This window comes from Sphingomonas carotinifaciens, from assembly GCF_009789535.1.
GTDB lineage: Bacteria > Pseudomonadota > Alphaproteobacteria > Sphingomonadales > Sphingomonadaceae > Sphingomonas > Sphingomonas carotinifaciens.
In genome coordinates this window covers 2,680,001-2,701,797 of the sequence record NZ_WSUT01000005.1, presented here as the reverse complement: position 1 = coordinate 2,701,797, position 21,797 = coordinate 2,680,001, and the positions used below count along the sequence as shown (strand labels likewise).

Below are 21,797 nucleotides of genomic sequence, written 5' to 3'. Positions count from 1 at the left end.
TTGGGTCAGAGCGCCGGCAGCGCGGCGCGGTCGATCAGCGGCCAGGCGGCATCTTTGGGCGAGACGACGGTGGCGACGAGCGGCCATGCGATGCCGAGTTCGGGATCGTCGTGGCGAAGTCCGCCTTCCGATGACGGCGTATACAGGGCGGAAACCAGATAGGTCACCTCGACATCGTCGGTCAGCGTCTGGAAGCCGTGCGCGAAGCCCGGCGGCACGTAGAGCTGGCGACGGTCGCGATCGTCGAGCAGAAAGGCCTCGGAGCGCATATAGCTGGGCGAGGCGGGGCGCAGATCGACGATCACGTCCAGGATCGCGCCGCGCACGCAGCGGATCAGCTTGGCCTCGCTATGCGGTGCGCGCTGGAAATGCATGCCGCGCACCGTGCCCTTGTGCGCGGACATCGACACGTTCTGCTGCACATAGGCCGGGATCATGCCGGCGGCGGTGAACTCGTCCTGACACATCGACCGGGCAAAGAAGCCGCGTTCGTCGCCGCGCTCCTCCAGTTCGATCAGCAGGGCGTCCTGGAGATCGGTCTTGTGGAATTTCATGCGGCTAGGCTCCTGGTGGAGAACAGGGCGGCCTGTTCGGCGTAGAGGCGATCGACGAGGCGGCCTTCGGGGATGGCGACATCGGCGTAGGTGAGGATGCTGTCCCGGGCGACGAAGCGGGTGACGGTGCAGTCGAGCGCAAGGCCGAGCGGCAACAGGCGGTCATGTTCGATCACCGGATAATTCTCCGCCACGCCGTAGCATTCATAGCCGCCGAACTCGGCAATGCGGTCGCCGGGATGGAGGTCCTTCTTGGCGGCGGCGACCACGCCCACCTGCGGCCCGCCCGAGGGGGCGAGCACTGCGTCGCCGAACAGCGCGGCGCGCGCGATCGAGGTCGGCACCTCGAAATGGCAGAGATGATAGGGGGTGTAGAACAGGTAATAGGGGCCGGCGCCAAGCTTGTAGAGGTTGAGGAAATGCTGCTGGCGCGGGTCGTCATGCGTGCCCAGCACGAAGACGCCGGGGCCGGGGCGGGCGCCGACGACATAATCGACCAGACCGGGCCCATGCGTGTCGAGCGCATCGGCCAGCGGCGCGATGATGTCCTCCAGCGGTTGCAGCGGCACGGTGGGATCGCGACCCGTGGGATCGGGGCCGACCATGCCGCGCTGCGCGACGCGAAAGCCGGTGCCGTTGGCGACCACCGCCTGTTCATAGGAGATCTTGGTGCCATCGGCGAAGGAGGCGACCATGGCGGGCTTCTGCCCCCATTTCTCGGCAAAGCCGGCCTGGGTGGTCGGATTGCGATACGGGTCCTGCAACCCCTTGATATTGCCGCACAGGACGGGCGTGACCCCGAGGCCGCGGACGAAGCGGACGAGGTTCATCTGCACCCCCGGCTGATCGCCGTCGGAGAAGGTGTAGATGACGCCGGCCGCATCGGCACGCGCCTTGAGCACCGGGCCGACGGTGCCGTCCAGTTCGGCGTTCATCTGCACGACGTGCTTGCCCGCCTCGATCGCGGCGAGGACGACGGTGGCGGCATAGTCGACCGAGCCCGTCACCTCGACCACGACATCGATGCCGTCCGCCTGTGCAAGCCCCACCGCATCGTCGGTGACCGCGATACGGCCGGTGGCGATCGCGCGTTCGATCGCAGGACGGTCGTCGCAGACCAGAGGTGCGATGCCGAGTACCTCGACCGCGGCGACCGCGGTGGCAAGGTTGCGGTTGGCGACCGCGACGACGCGCATCCCCTTGGTGGATCGCACGATCTGGCGGACGATGGCGGCACCCTGGAAGCCGGCGCCGACGATGCCGACGCGGATCGGGTTGCCGGCCGCTTCGCGCGCGGCAAGCGCGGTATCGACGAGGATCATGCCGTGCGCCTCAGTGGCGTGACGCTGGCGGGTGCGGTGTCGTGCCAGACCTTCCAGGGCGGGCTGCCCCCCTGCCACAGGCTTTCGAGCAGATGCTTGTCGCGCAGCGTGTCCATGCTCTGCCAGAAGCCGTCATGACGATAGGCACCGAGCCGGCCGGCGGCGATCAGCCGGTCCATCGGCTCATTTTCCAGCACCGTGTCGTCATTGTCGATCAGGTCGAGCATCTCGGGCGAACACACGAAGAAGCCGCCATTGATCATGCCCCCGTCCGACTTGCCCTTCTCGCTGAAGCCCTGCACCTGCGTGCCGCCATCGATGCGCAGCGCGCCGTAGCGACCCGGTTGCGACACGGCGGTCAGCGTGCACCAGGCGCCGCTGTCCTTGTGCTGCTGGACCAGCGCGGGGATATCGACGTCGCTGACGCCGTCGCCATAGGTCAGGCAGAAGGGCCCGTCCTGAAGCAGATGACGGGCGCGGCGCAGACGGCCGCCGGTCATCGAATCCAGCCCGGTATCGAGGATGGTGACACGCCAGTCCTCGGTCGCGCAGCTCAGCCATTCGACGGCACCGGTGCCCAGATTGACCACCATGTCGCAGTTGCGCGCCTGATAGTTCAGGAAGTAGCTGCGGATATAATCGACCTTGTAGCCGCCCAGCACCACGAAATCGGTGATGCCGTAATGGGCATAGATCTTCATGATGTGCCACATGATCGGCTTGCCGCCGATCTCCACCATCGGCTTGGGGGTGACGGTAGTTTCCTCGGCGAGGCGGGTGCCGAAGCCGCCGGCCAGCAGAACAGCCTTCATCATGCCGCCTCCTCGATTTCGGGCGTCCAGTGGGGGGCGTCCGGCTTCGACCAGTGGAGGTCTTCGCTGAGGAAGCCATCGGCGATCAGGCCTTTCAGGACCTGAAGCCGGATCAGCGAGGAGGTGCGGAAATCCGGGTCGGCGAAGTCGATCCCCTGAAGACCTGCGATCAGGCCCTGGATGGAGTCATCGAGCGATAGTTGCGGACGGTGCGCCGGCGCCAATTGCGCAAAGCGGCTGAAATCGACCTGGTAGGAGCGGGAGTCGACCGGCGCATCATGGTTGATGGACACAGTGCAACCGGGGACGAGACGACCCACCGCCTGCGCCAGATCGCGGACCTGGTAATTGGCGGTGGTGGCCCCGGCATTGACGACGAGGTTGCGGCCGCCATGATCGGCGGTGCGCGTCGCGGCCCATTCGATCGCGCGCGCCATGTCGGCCACGTCGATCAGCGGGCGCCAGGGGGTGCCGTCGGAAAGGATGGTGATGCGGCCGGTGGCGAGGGCGCTGGCGACAAAATCGTTGAGGACGAGGTCGAGGCGCAGGCGCGCCGACATGCCGCAGGCGGTGGCGAAGCGCAGGCTGGTGATGACGGTGTCGCCGCCGATCGTGGCCAGCGCCTGTTCGGTGCCGATCTTGGAGGCGGCATAGGCGGTGATCGGGTTGACCGGATCATCCTCGCGCCGCGGCCCGCCCTGGGCGATGCCGTATACGCTGCAGCTGGAGGCGAAGACGACGTTTCGCACGCCGGCATCCGAGGCCGCCCGGGCGAGCGACACCGCCGCCTCGCGGTTGATGGCATCGGTGACGCCGGCGAACCGCTCTCCCATCGGGTCGTTCGACACCGCCGCCAGGATGACCACCGCGTCATAGCCCTGAAGGTCGCCGGCACGCAGCGCGCGCGCATCGCCGAAGCTCTGGCGGTTCAGGTCGCGTTCCGGTAGGCCGTTCCGCGTCGTCAGGCAATGCGCGAAAAAGCCCGCGTCGAAGCCGTCGAGGACGGCGTCAGGAAACCGGCTACGCAAGTGACGGACCACCGCGGGCCCGACATAGCCCATATTGCCGGTGATGAGGATCTTCATCGACGCACCCCTTCGTGGATGACTGTTCCAAAAACTGCCGCCCGTTGATGCGGGCTCATTCGGCAGCAGGTGCAACATTCCCGAAGCTAGGCCCCGTGTCGCCCCGATCATCGGGACATCATCCCAGGGGCGTACATAGAGATTCTTACATGTTATTCGGGCACAGCATAATGAATGTGATTTTATTCCTGAAATTGACCAAGTTGTTGCGAGTCCCATTTTTGGCAAGATGTTAATGGTGACTTCTAATTACCGACGTAGTAACCATTTTGTGCCTTGGGCAGGTTAACGTGCTTTAATGCATAATGACTGCTGTTGACTGACTTTCCGGTTACATCGTCTGCGAATTCGGACGGCGAGGGAGGCAGCCTGAGTATAGGGTGCGACCCGGTTGGAACATGCAACGTGACTTGAGGGGTTAAGCCACGCAACGAGGGGGACCATCATGATATCGGACATTCGGGTTACACTGCTGGGGAGCAATCCCATCGCCCTTGAAGGGCTGGACCGCGTGCTGAGGGAGCAGGGGTTCCGTATCACCGCCTTGGTGTCCGATCCGGACGATGTGGCGCAGGCGGTGGCCCTGCACCCCGACGACTGCAATCTGGTGGTGGTGGACGGGCTGGCGACGCCCGACCGGACGCTGACCCAGGACCTGCTGGAAGCATCGCCGGCCGCGCGGATCGTGATCCTTGCGGACCAGTTCGATTTCGACGTGATGGCGCGCAATTTCGACCAGGGCGCCTATGGCTATATCGTCAAGCGGATCGCATCGACCTCGCTCATCAAGCTGCTGAACCTGGTGGCGGACGGCGAGAAGGTGATGCCCAGCAACCTGGCCGAGACGCTGCGTCATCATATCGGGCAGAGCGAGCCGGTGGGCAGCACCGCATCGATCCAGGCGGCCGGGCTGTCCACGCGCGAGGTGCAGATCCTGACCTGTCTGGTGTCGGGCAATCCCAACAAGATCATCTCGCGCGAGCTGGGCATCAGTGAGGCGACGGTGAAGGTCCACGTCAAGGCGATCCTGCGCAAGATCGGCGTGCAGAACCGTACCCAGGCGGCGATCTGGGCGCTGGGCGAGCGGGGAAACGCGCCGACGGCTGATGGTCATCCGAGCCATCATGCCCGCCAACTGATCCAGCAGCGCATCGGACAGCAGCTGCAATAAGGGGCGAACCCCGCCGGTCAGCCGGCCGGGGTATATCGGAATAGCGCGCGACGCAGTGCAGCATGGCCTTATCCTGAAGACGCGCCCGATCAGGGGGCCCGCCATCGGAGCGGAGGCGAAGGGGAATGCGCATGTCGATCGTCTGTGCCGTGGTGCTGACCTATAATCGGCGGTCGATGCTCGACCAGTGCCTGACCGCGCTGGTCGGGCAGTCGCGCGTGCCGGACCGTATCCTGGTGCTGGACAATGCCAGCACCGACGGCACCGCGCCGTTCATCCGCCGCGAATGGGGCGAACGGGTGCAACTGGTGTCGCTGCCCCGCAATGTCGGCGCGGCCGGCGGCTTTCGCGCCGCCCTGCACGATGCGTTCGAGACGGATGCCGATCACGTCTGGATGATGGACGACGACGTGTTGCCGGACCGTGACGCGCTGGAGCGGTTGCTGGCGGCGGACGAGACGCTGGCGGGGCAGGGGGTGAGCCCCAGCTATCTGGTGTCGCGCGCGCGCGGCCGGAGCGGCGCGCTGACCGACGTGCCCGACCTGGACCGGCGGGCCAACGCGATCGGCTTCCAGAACTGGCCGCTGCTGCTGGACCATGGCATGGTGCCGACCAGGGGTGCGACGTTCGTGTCGATCCTGCTGCCGCGCGCCACGGTCGAGGAACATGGCCTGCCGCTGGCGGACATGTTCATGTGGGGCGAGGACCGCGAATATACCGTGCGGATCAGCCGCGAGCGGCCCGGTTTCCTGGTGGGGGGCAGCACCGTGCTGCACGCCCGCGCGACGGAGGGCCAGCTGGACATCCGCACCGAGCGCAATCCGGAGCGTATCCGCTACCATTATTTCATGGTGCGCAACACGACCTTCACCACCCGGCGGTACGAGCGCAAGCGGCAGTTGATCTACCTGCTGATCCGGCAGACGCGGCTTGCCGCCGGGATGGCGACGCGCGGCCGCTGGCACGGCGCGGCGCTGATCCTGCGCGGCCTGTTGCACGGCTTCCTGTTCCAGCCCGCCACATGAGCCGTGCGCGTATGGGCGGCCACGCCGCCTGGGCCGTGCTGGGCCAGGGGGCGGGGCAGATGTTGTCGCTGCTGGTCTTTCTGGTCATCGCGCGGTTCGTGTCGCAGGCCAGTTTCGGGCTGGTCGCGGTCAGCCTGGCGGTGGTGGAGGTGGTGCGGCGTCTATTGATCGACCCGGTCACCAACGCCACCAATGCGCGCACCGAGGTCAGCAACCGCGATTACGACCTGTGCTTCAACGTCATCCTGATCCTGGGTGGCCTGAGCGCGGGCGTCGTCGCGTTGAGCGCGGCGGAGCTGACCCGGCTGATCGGCTCGCCGGAAGCGGCGCCGGTGCTACGCGTGCTGTCGGTGATCCTGCTGGTGATGGGGCTGGCGGGCACGCACGGCGCGTGGCTGGCCCGGCAGATGCGTTTCCGGGCGCTGGCCGTGCGATCAACGCTGTCGGTGGTCGCGGGCGGCGTGGTGGGGCTGGGCATGGCGTTCGCCGGGTTCGACCTGTGGAGCCTCGTCGGCCAGCAACTGACCATCAACCTGTTCAATATCATCACCTTGTGGGTCAGCGCGCCCTATCGGCCGCGGCCCTGGCTGCCATGGGCGGGTTTGCGCGACCTGTGGAGGCGGGCGCGGCATATCTCGCTGGGCGCGGCATGGAATGCGGTGGCGACCGATGCCGACCTGTTCTTTGCGTCCGCATGGTTCGGGCCGGCGGCGGCGGGCATCTACAACGCGGCCAAGCGGATCATGCTGTCCGCCAACATGATGCTGGTCAACGCGATTTCCTCGGTCACGCTGCCCGCGCTCGCCGGGATCGCCGACGACCGGGCACGCGCGCGCGCCTTTGCCGCCGGGCTCACGATGATGAGCCTGGCGGTGGCCCCGGCCTTTGCCGGGCTGGCCGCCGCCTCGCCGTTCCTTGTTCACCTGCTGCTCGGCGCGCGGTGGGAGGCGTCCGCGCCGATCCTGACCGCGCTGGCGGCAAGCGGGTATCTGGCCGCGCTGGGGCAGTTCGCCAGCTCCGCGCTGCTGGTGGAGCAGCGATCGCATCATGATGCGTTGACGTCCGGGGTGGCGGCGGGGGTGAACGTGGCGATGCTGTGGATCGCGGCGCCGCATGGACCGGTGGCGCTGGCGGCGGGGGTGTCGATGGCGACGCTGATCGTACTGCCGCTGCGCCTGCGCTTTGCGATGCATGCGATGGGGCTGGGGTGGCGGACGATCGGCACGGCGCTGTTGCCGTCGGTGGCGGCGGCGGTCGCGATGATGGTCGCGCTATTCGCGATGCGGCCGGTGCTGGCGGCGGTGCTGCCGGGGCCGGTGGTGCTGATGGTGATGATCCCGGCGGGCATGCTGCTCTATGGCGGGTTGCTGCGCATGGTGGCGCCGCAACTGTTCCGCACGACCTTTGCCACCGCGCTGGAAATGGCCGGCCGCGGCAAGCGGCCGGTGGAGGCGTGATGGCTAGAGGGTGAAGCGGGTGCGCACGAAGATGCGGACCTGATCGAAGCTGGGGGCGAAGGCGTCGTTCCGGACGGAGCGGTCCAGATAGCTGACATCGCCTTCCAGCGCGAAGTTGCGGTTGACGCTGTAGCGCGCGCCCGCCGACATCTCCCACACCTTGTCGCGACGCGGATTGTCGCGGAAGTCGTTGTAGCGATAGCCGGCACCGACATTGAGGATAAGCTCGCGCAGCAGCTCGAAATCGGCACGGCCGGACAAGGCGGTGCTGATATAGCCGGACGCGTTCTGAAGCACGGCTTCCTCGACGGTACGCGATGCCTGCGCCGACAAGGTAAGGACGGGGGTGATGAAATAGCGCAGGTCGCCGTTCAGCGCGAAGCCCTTGATCTGGCCGATCGCGGCGCGGTCGTAATCGCGCCAGACATAGCCGGCGCCGACCGACCCCTGGATCAGCCGGTTCGCGCCAAAGGCGATGCCGGCCAGCGCGGTGGTGGTGGTGCCGGTGAGGTTGGGGACGCCGGGGGCGATATTCTCGCGCCGATAGTCGATCGATCCGCGCACCCCTTGCGCGAAAACGGCGAGGTCGGGGCCGATTTCATATTCTCCGCGCAGGGTTCCGCGCCAGCTATGGGAGTCGCGCACGTCCTGGTCGATGCGACCGATGGGCGCACCGGTGATCGACAAGGCGTTGCTGTCGCGGAAGTTGAGGTTGATGTAATCGACCTGCGCCAGTGCACGCACTCGGCCGATCTCGTAACGACCGCGCGCCCAGCCAAGCGTCTGGAGATAGCGGACGGGGCCGACCCGGCCGTTGGGAAAGCCGCTGGAGTCGCGTCGTTCGATCAGTTGCGAGAAATCGGCCCCGGCCTCCAGCACGGCGCGGGTGCCGGTTTCGTAGCGGCCATAGGCCGCGGTGCGGTAGCTGGTTTCGTTGGCCTGGGATTCGTCGGCGAAGCGCGCGAAACGGCCGCTCGCCTCCAGCCGGAGCTCGCCACTGGAGAAATTGTCGCTGGCGACGAGCGAGGGTTCGACCTGGACGAACAGGTCGCCCTGGCGGTTGGTTTCCACGCCGAAGGGATTGCTGTCGGCCCCGATGCCGGTGGTGATGCTGGGGAAAAGCCGCCAGTTGCCCAGGGTTACGCCGACCGGATCGAAGGCGGGTCGGCGGCGGCGGGCGACGTCGAGGTCGATGCCCTGATCGGCGCCCTGGTCGATGCGCAGTGCCGGGATCTCGCCCAGCCGGGGCAGGGTGGCGGCCTGTCCCCAGGCATTCGCCGGGATCAGCGACAGGCCGAGCGCGAGCAGCCCGGAACGCGCGGCGTGGATGGTCTTCGTCATGGCAGTTCCCCCCTTTTGATAACGGATGCCCGGCGGCGGGGCGGCCGATCGGCAACGACCCTTGCCCCGATGCCGGCGTGATGGATCAGGCCGGCGCGAGCGCGCCGTCGAAGCGGTGGATCAGGTCAACGGTGCTGCGGATGTTGCGCTCGCTGGAGGCGCCGAACAGGATCGAGCGCACATAAGGCTCGTTCACCACCCATTCGATCGCCTCGGCCGGCGGGATGGCGCCCGATGCCAGCACCGACATGGCGATGACACGTGCGGGCCATTCCTGCGTCGCCCGGCGATATGCCTCGATCCCGCCGGACATGCGAAAGCCGATCTTGTTGACGTTGGCGCAGACGATCGGGTTCCTGATGCCGACGCTGTCGAGCGCGGGCAGCAGCATGGGCAGGTTCATGGTGATGAAGCCGGCCTCGGCGTTGTAGCGCTTCTCGATATGGTCGGCGAAGATCTTGAACGCCTCGAAATAGCCGAGGCCGAGGATCAGGTCGGTGACGACGTTCTGGACGAAGACGATGGGCGTCTCCAGGCCCTTGAACGGCTTCATCTCGGCATCGATCAGCAGGGTGGCGACGCTTTCCATGTCGCGGGTGAGCAGCGCCTTGCCACCGCGCATCGCCGCGTCCAGCAGGCCGCCGCCGGGCAGGAAGCGCTTCAGTGCGTCGAAATAGCCATATTCGGTGACGGCGTTGGCGTATTTGTGCGCATAGGGCATGCAGGGGTAGAATTTGAAGCCGGCCCATTCCTCCGGCTGGTCGCGGACGACCTCCGCCACCTCGGCGATGCGGTCATGGGTGGTGCACATGAACACGTCGACGCCGGCATTCTTCGCGCCCCGCAGCGTTTCCATGATCGGGGCGAGGTCGGCAAAGCGCATCGACTGTTGCCGTGCCTTCTCCTCCGACATGTGGTTGATGCCGAAGAACTGATTGTCGCCGAACAGGATGCGATCCATCGGGTGATCCTTATGAAGCGGCCGGAAGGCCGTGGAGAAAGGCGCCGATCCGCTGCGTCATCGCGGGCGGTGCGGCGGTGGAGATGGCGGCGGCGGGCGCCGCGGGGTGGGCGAGATGGTGGTCGATCGCGGCGTGAAGCGCGACGACGTCGTCCACGATGGTCAGGCCGGCCGTGTCCCGGAACCGCGCGGCGGTGTGGAGCTGGTGGTCGGTGGTATGCTCGCCAAGCGAGGCGAGGCGCGGCAGCATCACCATCGGCCGCCCGGTTTCCAGCGCCTGCACGATCGATCCGATGCCGACATGCGCGACGAACAGCGAGCATCGCTCAAGCAGCGCCATGTAGCGCGGATGCGGCACGATGCGCACCCAATCGGCGTGGCGCGGCTCATAGGTGCCGTCGCCGATCTGGATGGTGACCGGCGTGGCGGGATGTGCCGCCGCCCACCCGTCGACCGCCTCCACGAAGCGGTCGAAGGGCAGCATTGAGCCCACGGAGGCGAAGATCATGCCCGCTTCAGCGTCCAGCCGAACAGGCCGGCGCGCATCGCGGGGCGCTGCGGCACCGGCTTCAGCACCGCGGTGGCGCGGGCAGGGACGACGCCGCGGGCGCTGTCGCGGATCATCGACAGCGTCCGGTCGGTGGCGGCGCCGCTGGCGAAATCGTTGACATAAGGGCCGGCGGGATTGCGCATCGCCGCGACGAACCCCTCCATCTGCGCCGAATATTCCTCGCCGCGGAGATAGAAGGCGGGATGATCGGTCAGTTCGGTAATGTATTTGATCGTCCAGCCCTTGCGATAGCCCTCGGGCGGCGTGCCGTTGGTGCCGATAAAGACCTGTATCTCCTGGCGATCGACGGTGATCTTGCCGTGATCGCCCCACAGGCAGAGCTTGGTCGTCATCTTGCGCGCGGTCTCGTCCGCCCAGTTGACCGAGACCTGACCCGACACGCCGCCGTCAAAGGACAGGTTGGCGAACACCGCGTCATCGACATCGGTCGACCATTGCTGCGTCATCTGCGCGCCCGAGCAGGTGACCGGCGCCCCGGCATACCAGTTCATCAGGTTCACCGGATGCGCGGCATAATCGTAGAGGCAGCCGCCCCCTTCCGACGACTGGCTGCGCCAGGTCTTGGCAGCGGGCTTCAGGACGACGGGGCCGTAGGCCTCGGCATGGATGTGGCGCAGGCGGCCGAGCGCGCCGAGATCGAGAAGGCGCTTGGCCTCGCCAAAGGTGCCCACGAAGCGGTTGTGATAGCCAACCTGGCCGACAAGCCCTGCGCGCGCCGCCTCGTCGGCGATGGCGCCGCTGGTATCGGCATCGAGCGTCATCGGCTTTTCGCAGAAGACATGGATGCCGCGCGCCATCGCCTGCCGGATCATGTCGGCATGGAAGCGGGTGGGGGTGGCGACGATGACGCCGTCAAGACCGGGCAGGCTCAGCGCATCGGCATATTGGGCCAGATAGGGGATGTTGGCATATTTCTGCACCATGCCGCCGAGCAGCGCGGAGGTGTCGCACACCGCGACGACCTTCATCCCCGGCGTGGCGTTGGCGATAGCGAGGTGGGAGATGCCCATCTTGCCCAGCCCGACAAGGGCGACGTTGAACGGTTCGGTCATGGTCTTCGGCTCCGTATCGGAAAGGGTCGTGAACAAGGGTCGCGGCGCCGTCACAGGCGGGCGACGAAGGCGCGGGGCTGGCCCAGCGCCCGGTGGCGCAGCACCATCTCCACCTGACGCAGCGCCAGCTTGGTGCGGGCATGGGCGTGGTAGCGGGCAAGGAAGATGTCCGGCGCGAAGGGCAGATGCGCCTGCGTCGCCAGAAACTCCTTGTCGGCGGGCAGGTGCAGCACCGCGCGGTCGGTGAGGGTGGACAGGCGCGGCTGGGGAAAGGGGCGCTTGGCGGTCCACCAGCGCACCACCGTACCGCGGGCACCAAGCTCGCAGATCGCGCCGCCGCGCGCGACGTGGAGGTTGAGCGCGGTGGAGACCGGCGCCTCGTCCCCGCTGTGGTAAAGATCGGCGTGACGCCGCCAATAGCGCGGCTCCACCATGTCGAGCAGGGTGGTGAGCGTCCGGAACTCGGAGGAGCGCGCGACGATCAGCTCGCCGCCATACCAGCGCGGGCTTGCGATCGGCTCGGGCGCGATGGCGTGGATATCGGCGGCGGCGCGGTTGCCGGACTCCGCGGTCATCGCCTCGCTGATGTCATAGGCGCCGATCGCGCCGGGCGCGGGCAGGTCCCTGTCCCCCAGCGCCCGCAGGAACACCGCGTCGAGATCGACGATCAACGCTATGGCGTCGGCGGGACGCGCGGCAAGGTCGCGGATCACGTCCAGCTTGTGATGCGCGGCCCGGTGCAGCGCGCCCGGATCGAGCCGCGACACGAACTGCCGCTGGGTGAAGGTGACACCCGGCGGCACGCCCAGTTCGGCAAAGTCGCGTTCCAATATGTCGGCGCGATTGGTGACGATGGTCGGGTGATAGCCGGCGGCCAGCGCCGAACGCGCCATCAGCGCGGCACAGCGGATATAGGTCGCCGCCGCGTTGCCCGGATCACGCAGATTGGGAAAGCGGGTCGAGCCGTCGTCCAGGACGAGCAGACCCGTCACCTGAACCCTATCCATCAGGCAAGTCCTTCCAAAGATCGCTGGCTAATCAAATATGGGTACGGCAAATATTCATGGTGGTGAGTCAGCATCAGCAAACATTCCAATCAAGTAGTGCCGTTGCCGAAGGACTTGCATAAACAATCAATTGGTGAAAGACCCTATAAAGGACAGCCGGCCAGGGGGTGGTGTACGGCGATGCCGGAAAAGATCATGACATTTGGGCGACAGCACAGCCGTTTTATTGATCCTGTTAAGGAAGCGGGCGCCGAATACTCGCCTTCCGGAGCAGCGGATACTCATGAAGGCGTAGGGGAAAACCTGCGGATCGCCTGGTTGCCGGTGCTGCTGACCGTGGCGGCATTGTCGTTCAACGGCGTGCTGGCGATCGTGAACGCGCATGGGCCGTCGCTGACCATCACGCAGGTCGCGCTGGCCGAATTCGGCATATTGGCGGCCGTGGCGCTGAGCGTGATCGCATTCGGGCTGCGGGTCGAGGATACGCCGCCGGTCGGCCTGGGCGTCGCCTTCCTGTTGCTGGCCATCGGATTGTCGTTCGCCAATGGCGGCTTCGCGATCGAGGCGCTGCGCAACGTGACGATCATCGTGCTGTTCACGATGCTGGGCATGCGGTGCAACATGCCGACGATCCGGGCCGCCTTCGTCGCCGGCGTCGGGCTGGTGGTGGCGGTGATGCTGATGGAGATCGCCTCCACCGAGCTTTACGCCAAGATATTCAGCCCGTTCAGCTATTATCAGAACACGCGCGGGCTGGGCGACGTCGACCAGAGCGATATCGGGTTGTTCGGCAATGCGCTGGGGTTCGAGGGGCGGTTCAGTTTCGGCCTGTTCACCACGCCGCGCACCTCGTCCATCTTCATCGAGCAGACCTCGATGGCGAATTTCGCCAGCGTCGTCGCCATCTACGTGGTGGCGATGTGGGACCGGATCGGCTGGGCGGAACGCGCGCTGACCGCAGGGTTCGTGCTGCTGGCGCTGTTGTCGAACAACACCCGGCTGGGGTCGACGCTGGCGGTGCTGACGCTGGCCGGATACTGGCTGTACCCGCGCCTGCCGCGGGCCGGGCTGCTGCTGTTCCCGCTGGTCCTGCTGGGGCTGGCCACCGCGTTGTCGGCGCATCTGGGTCCGTCCAAGGAGGACGACCTGGCCGGGCGCATCGGCCTGTCGGTCGACTTCCTGGCAAAGACGGACATGGCCGCGGTGCTGGGCGGGCGGGTGTGGGAGGCGGGCCGCTTCGTCGACAGCGGCTATTCCTATGTCCTGTATTCCAGCTCGCTGGCCGGCGCGATCCTGTTGTGGCTGTATGTCGGCCTCGTCATCCCGTTCCGCTCGCCCGAACAGCGGCGCTGCGCCTGGGCGACAGGGGTGTTCCTGTTCGTCAACCTGCTGATCGCGGGCAATGCGGTGTTCAGCACCAAGGTGAGCGCGATGATGTGGCTGCTCGCCGGGTTCATGCGCGCCGGCAGCTTCGCGCCCGCCGCCGCACCGCCCAAGCCCCGCGCCGTGCGGCGCTTCGGCACCGGTTTCTCCTTTCCCGCGCACGTCCGTGCGCCTTCCCCGCTTCTGACAGGAGGGTCTATGCAAGACGGCTTGCGGCGATGACGGCCAAGCAGATGATGCTGGCCGCGCCCTATCCGGACGATCGATCGACGTCCGCGCGCTGGTTGAAACGCCTGAAGGCGTGGCTGATGGGCACGCCCCCACCACGCCGCCTGCCCGAGCCGGTAGAGCCGGTGCTGGAAACGGCGGCGTCGCCCTCCTTCCGGGCGACGGCCGATGCGGTGACGCAGGACGATGAGTTGCCGCCCAAGCGGATGCCGGGCCGGTTCGGCGCGAAGAATGCGACCGCGCGGATCATCGAGGCGTTCGATTCCGCCCATCCGGTGCGCCAGCGCAAGGACCTGCACGGCCGCGACGACAAGCTGGACACGCTGTTCGAGGCGGTGCTGTTCAGCCGCCAGCACGCGATCATCCACGGTGCGCGGGGGTCGGGCAAGACGTCGCTGGCGCAGGTGTTCGGCGACTATGCCGACAGCCAGGGCGCGGTGGTGATCTATACCGCGTGCGAGGCGACGGCGAGCTTTGCCGAGCTGCTGCGGCCCTATCTGTCGTTCATCCCGGAATCGGCGGTGCCGTTCGCGGAAAAGGCGCTGTTCGCCCGCGAGCGCGAGGCGCTGTCCGCCGAGTTCGGGCCGCGGCAGGTGGTCGATCTGGTGTCCCGCCTGTCGCCGGACAGCCAGACGATCCTGATCCTGGACGAGTTCGACCGGGTCGAGAGCGAGGCGGTGAACAGCCAGATCGCCACGCTGATGAAGCTGCTGTCGGACGCGAGGGTCCCGGTACAGGTGCTGCTGGTCGGCATCGCGCGGACGCTGGACGAGCTGATCCTGTGTCACCCTTCGCTGCGCCGGCACCTGACCCCGATCCCGATTGGGCGCATCTCGCGCGAGGATACCCACCGGTTGATCGACCGTGGTGCGGAGCGTGCGCAGGTCCGCTTCGACGAGGCGGCGCGCGCCGAAATCGCGTCGATCTCGTGCGGGTCGCCCTACCACGTCCAGCTGTTCTGCTACGTCGCGGCGATCGAGACGGTGCGGCGCGGCGGCGAGGTGATCGACCTGGAGGCGACGCATCGCGGGCTGGCGCGGGCCTTCACCATCTGGGCGATGCTGAACCACGAGGATGCCGACATCTTCGACGCGCTGGTCGCCGATCCGGCGCAGCCGGTCGACGCGGTTGAGCGGATCGCACGCGAGGCGGCGGTGCACGACAGCTTCGTCGGCGACGAGGCGGACGCCGCCATCTTCGGCGCGGCGGTACGCGCCGACGACCGGCAGGCCACGCGCTTCCATTTCCGCGACGGCGCGGCACCACAATTCCTGCTGGCGAAGCTCGCCACGCGCGAACGACAGACAGAGGCGGCCTGACCGCACCAAGAACAGGGAGGGTATAAGGGCGATGTTTTCTTCCGATATGGCGGCCGCGCTGAAGGCGCGGTGGAAACTGATCGTGGCGGTGCTGATCGCCACGCTGGTGCTGGCGGGGATATGGCTGACCACGGTGCAGCGCACCTATGTCGCCACCGCGTCGCTGTTGTTCGACGACCGGGGGCCGAACCCGGCGTTGCAGGACAATCCCCAGCAACAGGACGACCGGTCGATGCTGGGCACGCAGGCGGACATCATCCGCAGCGATGCGGTGGCCCGGCGCGTGGCGCGTAACGAGCGGCTGGTCCGCCATCCCGAACTGCGCACCCGCTGGCTGGAGGAAGGCAAGGGCGAGGGCAGTTTCGAGAACTGGATCGTCACCGACCTGCTGGCCCATCTGGAGGTGGCGCCGGAGAAGGACACCAACGTGCTGGCGGTGCGCTTCCGTGCGTCCGACCCGACCTTCGCGGCGCGCATGGCGAACAGCTTTGCCCGCAACTTCGTAACGATGCGGCTGCAGATCAGCACCGATACCGCCAAGCAATATGCCACCTGGTTCCAGAGCCGCACCGACGAGGTGCGCCGCAACCTGGAGGCGGCACAAGCCAAGGTGACCGATTTCCAGCGCAGCCACGGCCTGATCGACGGCAATGTGCTGGCGCTGGAATCCGACCGGCTGAACGCGCTGTCGGGCCAGTTGGCCAATGCCGAATCGAGCGCCGCCGACCTTCGCTCCCGCGCCGGATCGCGTGTGTCGGAATCGCCGGACGTGCAGCAGACCGCAGTCGTCGGCATGCTGCGCCAGCAGATCGCCGCCAATGACGCCAAGGTCAGCCAGCTGGCGGCGACGCATGGCGACAGCCACCCGCTGCTCGTCGCGGCGCGCAGCGAGCTGGACGTGCTGCGCGCACGACTGGCGAGCGAGACGTCGGCGGCCAGCCAGTCGGTGCGGGTCGCCAGTTCGGCGGCGGCGACGCGCGAGGCGCAACTGAGCGGCCTTGTCGCGCAGCAGCGTGCCCGGATGATGCAGATGACCGGCTATCAGAGCCAGTTGGAGGCGTTGCAGAACGACGTGGCCACCGCGCAGAAGGCGTATGACAACGTCACCCAGCGCCTGAACCTGATGCGGCTGCAAAGCGGCCTGCCGACCACCAATGCGCAGCAGATCGACCGTGCCACCGCGCCGCTGCTTCCCGCCAGCCCGAACGTGCCGCTGCTGCTACTGTTCGCGACGCTGGGCGGGCTGGCGCTGGGCGTGATCGCGGCGATGCTGGCCGAATGGAGCCGCCCGCTGGTGCGTACCGCGGGCGGGCTGATCGATGCCACCGGCGTCCCCGTCGTCGGCAGCTTCAACTTCGCGCCGTTCCGCCACGGACGGGCGCATGCCGTGGGAGGGATGTGATGCGCATTCGATCGAGCGAACACCGCGTGCTCGTCGCGGACCGGGTAGAGGCCAACGAGAACGAGCCGCGGCGGACACAGCCGGACGTGGTGCTGGCGCCCGAGGATGCGCGGCTGAGCAGCTATGCCCGTGCGGCCTATGACCCGGACGATCCGGTGGCGCGCATGGCCCGCTCGCTGCGGCTGTCGATCGCGGCCTCCACCCGCGCCGATGCGATGCCGGTGCGATCGGTGGCGATCCTGGGGATAGGGGCGCCGTTCGAGGCGTCCGTGGTCGCGGCCAACCTGGCCATCTCCTATGCGCAGGCGGCGACGCCGACGGTGCTGGTCGATGCCAATCTGGCCAGTCCGGCGCAGCATGCCCTGCTCGGCATGCCGCAGACCGCCGGGCTGGCCGCGGCACTGGCCGGGGACGACGATGCCCGCTCGCTGGTCGAGCCGTCGGCGGTGCGCAACCTGTCGGTGCTGGTGGCGGGACGGTCCGGGCCGGACGCGGCGGTGCTGCTGGACGGCGAGCGCTTCCACCGAAGGGCGATGCCGCTGCTCGACAGCTTCGGCATGATGGTGGTCGATGTCGGCATGACCCACAACGATCCCCCGACGCTGTGCGAGGCAGTGGATGCCGCGATCCTGATCGTGCGCCGTGGTTCGACGCCGGTGGAGGCGATCCGCCACGTCGCCGACCGGCTGGGCGAGATGCGCACCGCGCTGGTCGGCACGCTGCTGGCGACCTGATCCCGATATGGGACGGGCGGCGCGAGTCTTCTCAAGGGGAGTAGCGCCGCCCCCTCTTATGCACCGGCCCGGCGGCTTGTGGCGGTGCGGCAGGGTAGGGTAGCCTTGAGGCAACAGGGGCAAAATTCTTTGGCGCAACGCTGAGAATATTGGGGGTCGACATGCAGAACCTCGATGGCTGCGCAACCGATGACATACTGGATGTCGATGGTGTCGTCGCCGACGATATCACGCAAACATCGGGGGTCATCGCGGTCGAGAACCATCCGGCTACGGCAATATCGAAGCGGATACTGGATATTGCGGTATCATCCGCATTGATCGTCTTCGTACTCCCGGCGCTGATCCTGGTGTCGATGCTGATCCGGGCGACCAGCCCCGGGCCCATCCTGTTCCGCCAGCGGCGCAGCGGGCTGAACGGCGAGGCGTTCGAGGTTCTGAAGTTCCGCACCATGTTCTGCACCGAGAATGGCGAGGAGATCCGCCATGCCACGCGCCGCGATGCGCGGGTGACGCCGCTGGGTGCGGTGCTGCGCGCGACCAGCATCGACGAGCTGCCGCAGCTGTTCAACGTCCTGCGCGGCGACATGTCGCTGGTCGGACCGCGGCCGCACGCGCTGGCGCATGATCGCCATTATGCGCTGCTGGTCGCCGATTACATGAAGCGGTTTGCGGTGCGGCCCGGCATCACCGGGCTGGCGCAGATCCGGGGCCTTCGCGGCGAGATCCACGACCTGTCGTGCATGGAACGCCGGGTGCGTGCCGACTGCGAATATATCGAGCGGTGGAGCCTGGCCTTCGACCTGGCGATCATCCTGAAGACGATCCCCCGCATGGTGCGCGACCCCAATGCCTATTGAAAGGACCCGAATGCGGATCACGCATGCCACGCGCCAATATGCCCCCGGCATCGGCGGCATGGAGAATTATGTCGCGCTGCTGGCGCAGGAACAGCGCCGGGCCGGGCATCAGGTGCGGGTGGTGACGCTGGACCGCATCTTCGACGGCGACGGCACGCGGTTGCCGGAGCGCGAGGTGATCGACGGCATCGAGGTGGTGCGCGTGCCGTTCCGCGGCAGCCGCCGCTATCCGCTGGCGCCGGGCGTGGTGGGCGCGGTCGGGCGGCCCGATGTCATCCATGTCCATGGCCTGGAATTCTTTGCCGAGGCGCTGGGCTGGACCCGCTGGCGGCACCGGGCCGCGCTGGTGATGACGTCGCATGGCGGCATCTTTCACACCCCCTTTGCCATGCGGATGAAGCGGCTGTGGTTCGCGACGATCAGCCGTGCGACCCTGACCCGCTATCACACGGTGATTGCCTCCAGCCTGCAGGATGCGGACAGCTTCGGCCGGATCGCGGCCGGGCGCGTGGTGCCGGTGGAAAATGGCGTCGACGTGGCCAAGTTCGCCGGACTGGCGCAGCCGGGCACGAAGACGATGATCTATTTCGGACGGCTGGCACCGCACAAGGGCGTCCACCGGCTGCTCGCCTGGTTCGCCGGCCTGCGCGAAGTCGATCCGGCATGGCGCCTGATCGTGGCGGGCAAGGAAATGGGCGTGACCATCGCCGAGCTGCGGTTGGCGGCGCACGAACTGGCGCTGGACGATGTGGTCGAATTCCACGGGTCGCCCAGCGACGAGGCCTTGTGCGACCTGATCGCGCGCAGCAGCGTCTATGCCTGTCCATCGGGCTATGAGGGCTTCGGACTTGCCGCGGTGGAGGCGGCGTCGGCCGGCCTGTTCCCGGTGCTGAGCGGCATTCCGGCCTTTCGCCGGACGCTGGACCGATTGGGGACCGGGCTGACCATCGGGTTCGACTATGGACGTGAGGTGGATGTGTTCCTGGAGGCGCTGGCCGTGTTCGAGGCCGATGCCGGCCGCGCCGAGCGACTGGCGGCACCGCTGGCGAGCTTTGCGTGGAGCGGCATCGCCGACGAGATCGAGCGCATCTATCGCAGCGCCACCGGAGGCCGGGGCGGCGTTCGCCCGGCATTGTGGCCACAGGAGGCGACCGTCGCGACGGTGCCGTGACGGCGATGGTTCGGGGGCATTCGTCAGGAGAAGGAGTGGGGTCATGCGTAAGACTATGATGATGGCAGGAGCGATGACGGCAGCGGCCTTGCTGGTCGGGTGCGCCGCACAGCCGCTGCCGGTGGAGAGCGCCGCCGCGATGCCCAGCGCCTATACGCTGGGCGCAGGTGACAAGCTGCGCATCACCACCTTCGGGTTCGAGGAGTTCAGTGGCGAATTCATGGTCGCGGCCGATGATTCGCTGGCAATGCCGATGCTGGGCACGGTGCCGGTGCGCGACGTGACCCCGGACCAGTTGAGCCGCAAGCTGGAGGCGGCGCTGGGCGCCAAGGGGCTGGTGCGCCAGCCGCGAGTCAGCACGGAAGTGACCAAATACCGCCCTTATTATATCTCCGGTGAGGTCAACCGGCCCGGCAAGTACGACTTCGCCAGCGGGCTGACCGTGATGCAGGCGGTGGCCGATGCCGGCAGCTTCACCTACCGCGCCAAGAAGAAGATGGTGTTCATCAAACGCGCCGGCGCGCCCGCCGAGGTGGCGGTGCCGGTCACCGCATCCGCGCCCGTGCTGCCGGGCGACACGATCCGCGTGGTGGAGCGATATTTCTGATGGGTGCGGGCTCCATCGCGCTGGCACGGGCGGCACGCGGGCGAGGGGAGGGCGGCCCCTCCCGCCCGGTTCCCGACAAGACGGCGCCCGCGCCGTCTGGTGCACGCCGTCCGCGCCTCCTGGCCGGTGCATCGGGTGGCGGGCATTGGGTGGAGTTGCGCCGGCTGCGTGCCGCGTTCGAGGGGTTCGACGTGGCCTATGTCTCGACCTTCGAAAGCTATGCGGAGGTGGTGGCCGGGCATCGCTATTATGCGGTGCCCGACGCGTCGCGCTTCAGCCTGAAGGGGTTTGCGCCGATCTTCGCGCGGGCGCTGGTCGTGATGGTCCGCGAGCGACCGGCGGCCTTCATCACCACGGGATCGGCGCCGATGCTGCCCTTCCTGTTGATGGCGCGGCTGTTCGGGGTACGGACGCTGTGGATCGACAGCATCGCCAATGCCGAGCATCTGTCGACTTCCGGCCGAATCGCCAAGCGGCTGGCCCATCGCTGTCTGGCGCAATGGCCGGAGGTGGGCGCGCAGGAAGATATTGAGTGCTGGGGCCGGATTGTGTAAAAAAACCGACAGAATGCTGCTTAAGTAGCGGTTGACCCGAACCGGAGGTAGAGCGCCTACTCCCTTCGGAATACTTGTTTATGCTCAATAATATTAGGTATGATCCGGTCGTTACCTCAAGAAGGGCGGCCATGATCGACGCGTCTCCCCTTGCCGGACCGATGGACCTCGCACGCACGCGGCCACGGCGTTGGCGATCGTCGCTGCTGAAGGGGGTAATATTCGCATGTCCCATCAACATCATCGTCTGGGGAATGGTGATCTGGATGGCCCGGTAACGGGCGCGCCCCGCGATTGCCGCCACTGAATATGAAACATCAGCATTAGCACGGGGCGAACGCTGCCCCGAGCGCGAGAGCCTCGGGCGGACGTCCGGGCGTAGCCGCGCTCCACACACATCCCTTCCGCACCTGTATCGTAACAGCCGCCCCGGCACGTCACCGGGCGCGGAGCAAAGCGCGTGCGCCGCGTGCGGCGGCCGCGTGCCCCGAGAGATTGATCATGGTAATTATGTGCTTATCCCGCCCCGTCACCTGCCAGGAGCATGCATGATGCGCAGCCCGGTGGATCAAGGCCCGGTCGGCCGGCGCGAATTGTTGCGCTGGATCGCCGCGGGCAGTGCCGTCTTCGTATCCGGTTGTGGCGGCGATGGTGGCAGCAGCGGATCGGCCAGCGCCGCGGTGGACGTGGTCACGGGATCGGCGTCTGCGCGGCGCCCGATACCCGCTCCGAGCCCGACGCCGACGCCCGCACCGGCCGCAGCCGCCTTCACCATGCCGTTCCGCTCCGGCGTTTCCTTCTCGACGATCGAAGGCGCGGCGGACTCGTTGCCCGGCCATCTGAACGGAGAGGTGTTCGTCACGCCGACGTCGCACTTCGCCTATTATGCCGGCAAGGGGATGGACCATATCCGGCTGGAGGGTTCGTGGGAACGGTTACAGCCCCGGCTGAACGGCCCGTTGGGCGAGCAGTTGTTCGATCATTATGGCGATCCCAACAATCCGCTGCGCAATCCGGTATCGCTGGTGAAGCATTATCTGGACCAGGCGCACGCGGACGGGCTGAAGGTGATCCTCGATCTGTGTCACAATTACGGCGAGCGGTGGGTCGGCTATGACGGGAGCTGGGGGCGCAAGTCTAAGGCGCAGCTCGGATCCAGCACGGTGCCGATCAGCGCCTTC

General features: G+C 67.1%; 21 protein-coding genes (1 of these 21 cut by a window edge). 12 read left to right on the top strand and 9 right to left on the bottom strand.

The annotated features are described in order from the left end of the window. Positions 1 to 5: 5 nt before the first annotated feature. From rfbC to GQR91_RS14590, 4 genes are read right to left on the bottom strand one after another with little or no spacing between them, the layout of a single operon-like run. Positions 6 to 554 (bottom strand): dTDP-4-dehydrorhamnose 3,5-epimerase, encoded by a 549-nt coding sequence (rfbC, locus tag GQR91_RS14605; RefSeq protein ID WP_112382886.1) that lies wholly within the window; start codon positions 552 to 554, stop codon positions 6 to 8. Continuing rightward, on the bottom strand, positions 551 to 1,876 hold the full coding sequence (locus GQR91_RS14600) for an NAD(P)H-dependent oxidoreductase (protein WP_149683214.1): 1,326 nt from the start codon (positions 1,874 to 1,876) through the stop codon (positions 551 to 553). Before GQR91_RS14600 ends, rfbC begins: the two co-directional genes overlap by 4 nt. Further along, on the bottom strand, positions 1,873 to 2,691 hold the full coding sequence (gene rfbF / locus GQR91_RS14595; RefSeq protein ID WP_311732282.1) for a glucose-1-phosphate cytidylyltransferase: 819 nt from the start codon (positions 2,689 to 2,691) through the stop codon (positions 1,873 to 1,875). Before rfbF ends, GQR91_RS14600 begins: the two co-directional genes overlap by 4 nt. After that, complete coding sequence (locus tag GQR91_RS14590; RefSeq protein WP_149683213.1) at positions 2,688 to 3,773, bottom strand: NAD-dependent epimerase/dehydratase family protein; 1,086 nt, start codon at positions 3,771 to 3,773, stop codon at positions 2,688 to 2,690. The genes rfbF and GQR91_RS14590 overlap by 4 nt, the downstream gene beginning before the upstream one ends. Positions 3,774 to 4,218: 445 nt before the next feature. Here GQR91_RS14590 and GQR91_RS14585 point away from each other — a divergent pair, with 445 nt between their 5' ends. From GQR91_RS14585 to GQR91_RS14575, 3 genes are all read left to right on the top strand, one after another. Next, a complete protein-coding gene (locus tag GQR91_RS14585) occupies positions 4,219 to 4,944 on the top strand; it encodes a LuxR C-terminal-related transcriptional regulator (protein ID WP_112382890.1) in 726 nt (241 codons plus the stop codon). Positions 4,945 to 5,075: 131 nt separating this feature from the next. Next, positions 5,076 to 5,969, top strand: coding sequence for a glycosyltransferase (locus GQR91_RS14580; RefSeq protein WP_160146845.1), 894 nt, complete (start codon positions 5,076 to 5,078; stop codon positions 5,967 to 5,969). Continuing rightward, a complete protein-coding gene (locus GQR91_RS14575; RefSeq protein ID WP_149683211.1) occupies positions 5,966 to 7,426 on the top strand; it encodes an oligosaccharide flippase family protein in 1,461 nt (486 codons plus the stop codon). The genes GQR91_RS14580 and GQR91_RS14575 overlap by 4 nt, the downstream gene beginning before the upstream one ends. A 3-nt stretch (positions 7,427 to 7,429) precedes the next feature. Here the strand turns inward: GQR91_RS14575 and GQR91_RS14570 are convergent, their stop codons facing one another. The 5 genes from GQR91_RS14570 to GQR91_RS14550 all read right to left on the bottom strand — a co-directional run bounded on the left by GQR91_RS14570 (position 7,430) and on the right by GQR91_RS14550 (position 12,358). Then, complete coding sequence (locus GQR91_RS14570) at positions 7,430 to 8,767, bottom strand: outer membrane beta-barrel protein (RefSeq protein ID WP_149683210.1); 1,338 nt, start codon at positions 8,765 to 8,767, stop codon at positions 7,430 to 7,432. 85 nt (positions 8,768 to 8,852) lie between these two features. Beyond that, positions 8,853 to 9,728 carry a hypothetical protein gene (locus tag GQR91_RS14565; RefSeq protein ID WP_149683209.1) on the bottom strand — a complete coding sequence of 292 codons (876 nt, stop codon included), beginning with the start codon at positions 9,726 to 9,728 and terminating at the stop codon, positions 8,853 to 8,855. A 10-nt stretch (positions 9,729 to 9,738) separates the two neighbouring features. Then, the gene (locus tag GQR91_RS14560) at positions 9,739 to 10,236 is read right to left on the bottom strand and encodes a glycosyltransferase (RefSeq protein ID WP_149683208.1); all 498 of its coding nucleotides are present in this window, start codon (positions 10,234 to 10,236) and stop codon (positions 9,739 to 9,741) included. Further along, positions 10,233 to 11,351 (bottom strand): Gfo/Idh/MocA family protein, encoded by a 1,119-nt coding sequence (locus GQR91_RS14555; RefSeq protein ID WP_149683207.1) that lies wholly within the window; start codon positions 11,349 to 11,351, stop codon positions 10,233 to 10,235. The genes GQR91_RS14560 and GQR91_RS14555 overlap by 4 nt, the downstream gene beginning before the upstream one ends. Before the next feature lie 50 nt (positions 11,352 to 11,401). Further along, complete coding sequence (locus tag GQR91_RS14550) at positions 11,402 to 12,358, bottom strand: hypothetical protein (protein WP_149683206.1); 957 nt, start codon at positions 12,356 to 12,358, stop codon at positions 11,402 to 11,404. 318 nt (positions 12,359 to 12,676) lie between these two features. On the opposite strand from GQR91_RS14550, the gene GQR91_RS14545 reads away from it, so the two are divergent. From GQR91_RS14545 to GQR91_RS14505, 9 genes are all read left to right on the top strand, one after another. Next, positions 12,677 to 13,963: a hypothetical protein gene (locus tag GQR91_RS14545; protein ID WP_149683205.1), complete on the top strand. Its 1,287-nt coding sequence runs from the start codon at positions 12,677 to 12,679 to the stop codon at positions 13,961 to 13,963. Beyond that, positions 13,960 to 15,288: an ATP-binding protein gene (locus tag GQR91_RS14540; RefSeq protein WP_149683204.1), complete on the top strand. Its 1,329-nt coding sequence runs from the start codon at positions 13,960 to 13,962 to the stop codon at positions 15,286 to 15,288. The genes GQR91_RS14545 and GQR91_RS14540 overlap by 4 nt, the downstream gene beginning before the upstream one ends. Positions 15,289 to 15,319: 31 nt before the next feature. Beyond that, on the top strand, positions 15,320 to 16,690 hold the full coding sequence (locus GQR91_RS14535) for a Wzz/FepE/Etk N-terminal domain-containing protein (protein ID WP_160146844.1): 1,371 nt from the start codon (positions 15,320 to 15,322) through the stop codon (positions 16,688 to 16,690). Next, positions 16,690 to 17,424: a CpsD/CapB family tyrosine-protein kinase gene (locus tag GQR91_RS14530; protein WP_149683202.1), complete on the top strand. Its 735-nt coding sequence runs from the start codon at positions 16,690 to 16,692 to the stop codon at positions 17,422 to 17,424. Before GQR91_RS14535 ends, GQR91_RS14530 begins: the two co-directional genes overlap by 1 nt. A 161-nt stretch (positions 17,425 to 17,585) precedes the next feature. Next, positions 17,586 to 18,284: an exopolysaccharide biosynthesis polyprenyl glycosylphosphotransferase gene (locus GQR91_RS14525; RefSeq protein ID WP_282957540.1), complete on the top strand. Its 699-nt coding sequence runs from the start codon at positions 17,586 to 17,588 to the stop codon at positions 18,282 to 18,284. Between the two features lie 10 nt (positions 18,285 to 18,294). Continuing rightward, the gene (locus GQR91_RS14520) at positions 18,295 to 19,455 is read left to right on the top strand and encodes a glycosyltransferase family 4 protein (protein WP_160146843.1); all 1,161 of its coding nucleotides are present in this window, start codon (positions 18,295 to 18,297) and stop codon (positions 19,453 to 19,455) included. A 43-nt stretch (positions 19,456 to 19,498) separates the two neighbouring features. After that, entirely contained in the window at positions 19,499 to 20,062 is a 564-nt protein-coding gene (locus GQR91_RS14515) for a polysaccharide biosynthesis/export family protein (protein ID WP_160146842.1), read from the top strand. Beyond that, on the top strand, positions 20,062 to 20,616 hold the full coding sequence (locus tag GQR91_RS14510; RefSeq protein WP_149683199.1) for a glycosyltransferase family protein: 555 nt from the start codon (positions 20,062 to 20,064) through the stop codon (positions 20,614 to 20,616). The genes GQR91_RS14515 and GQR91_RS14510 overlap by 1 nt, the downstream gene beginning before the upstream one ends. 548 nt (positions 20,617 to 21,164) lie before the next feature. Next, a protein-coding gene (locus tag GQR91_RS14505; protein WP_149683198.1) for a glycoside hydrolase family 5 protein crosses the window boundary here: on the top strand, positions 21,165 to 21,797 show its 5' portion. 624 nt of this gene lie beyond the right edge of the window; 633 of the gene's 1,257 nt are visible here — the first part of the coding sequence; its start codon is at positions 21,165 to 21,167; the stop codon falls past the right edge of the window.

Bases quoted from the DNA above. Each gene is read 5' to 3' on its own strand.
- GQR91_RS14525 (WP_282957540.1), top strand. From the start codon at position 17,586: ATGCAGAACCTCGATGGCTGCGCAACCGATGACATACTGGATGTCGAT.
- GQR91_RS14515 (WP_160146842.1), top strand. From the start codon at position 19,499: ATGCGTAAGACTATGATGATGGCAGGAGCGATGACGGCAGCGGCCTTG.
- GQR91_RS14600 (WP_149683214.1), bottom strand. From the start codon at position 1,876: ATGATCCTCGTCGATACCGCGCTTGCCGCGCGCGAAGCGGCCGGCAAC.
- GQR91_RS14570 (WP_149683210.1), bottom strand. From the start codon at position 8,767: ATGACGAAGACCATCCACGCCGCGCGTTCCGGGCTGCTCGCGCTCGGC.
- GQR91_RS14580 (WP_160146845.1), top strand. From the start codon at position 5,076: ATGTCGATCGTCTGTGCCGTGGTGCTGACCTATAATCGGCGGTCGATG.
- GQR91_RS14590 (WP_149683213.1), bottom strand. From the start codon at position 3,773: ATGAAGATCCTCATCACCGGCAATATGGGCTATGTCGGGCCCGCGGTG.
- GQR91_RS14530 (WP_149683202.1), top strand. From the start codon at position 16,690: ATGCGCATTCGATCGAGCGAACACCGCGTGCTCGTCGCGGACCGGGTA.
- GQR91_RS14510 (WP_149683199.1), top strand. From the start codon at position 20,062: ATGGGTGCGGGCTCCATCGCGCTGGCACGGGCGGCACGCGGGCGAGGG.
- rfbF (WP_311732282.1), bottom strand. From the start codon at position 2,691: ATGATGAAGGCTGTTCTGCTGGCCGGCGGCTTCGGCACCCGCCTCGCC.
- rfbC (WP_112382886.1), bottom strand. From the start codon at position 554: ATGAAATTCCACAAGACCGATCTCCAGGACGCCCTGCTGATCGAACTG.
- GQR91_RS14535 (WP_160146844.1), top strand. From the start codon at position 15,320: ATGTTTTCTTCCGATATGGCGGCCGCGCTGAAGGCGCGGTGGAAACTG.
- GQR91_RS14575 (WP_149683211.1), top strand. From the start codon at position 5,966: ATGAGCCGTGCGCGTATGGGCGGCCACGCCGCCTGGGCCGTGCTGGGC.
- GQR91_RS14540 (WP_149683204.1), top strand. From the start codon at position 13,960: ATGACGGCCAAGCAGATGATGCTGGCCGCGCCCTATCCGGACGATCGA.
- GQR91_RS14550 (WP_149683206.1), bottom strand. From the start codon at position 12,358: ATGGATAGGGTTCAGGTGACGGGTCTGCTCGTCCTGGACGACGGCTCG.
- GQR91_RS14565 (WP_149683209.1), bottom strand. From the start codon at position 9,728: ATGGATCGCATCCTGTTCGGCGACAATCAGTTCTTCGGCATCAACCAC.
- GQR91_RS14585 (WP_112382890.1), top strand. From the start codon at position 4,219: ATGATATCGGACATTCGGGTTACACTGCTGGGGAGCAATCCCATCGCC.
- GQR91_RS14520 (WP_160146843.1), top strand. From the start codon at position 18,295: ATGCGGATCACGCATGCCACGCGCCAATATGCCCCCGGCATCGGCGGC.
- GQR91_RS14555 (WP_149683207.1), bottom strand. From the start codon at position 11,351: ATGACCGAACCGTTCAACGTCGCCCTTGTCGGGCTGGGCAAGATGGGC.
- GQR91_RS14560 (WP_149683208.1), bottom strand. From the start codon at position 10,236: ATGATCTTCGCCTCCGTGGGCTCAATGCTGCCCTTCGACCGCTTCGTG.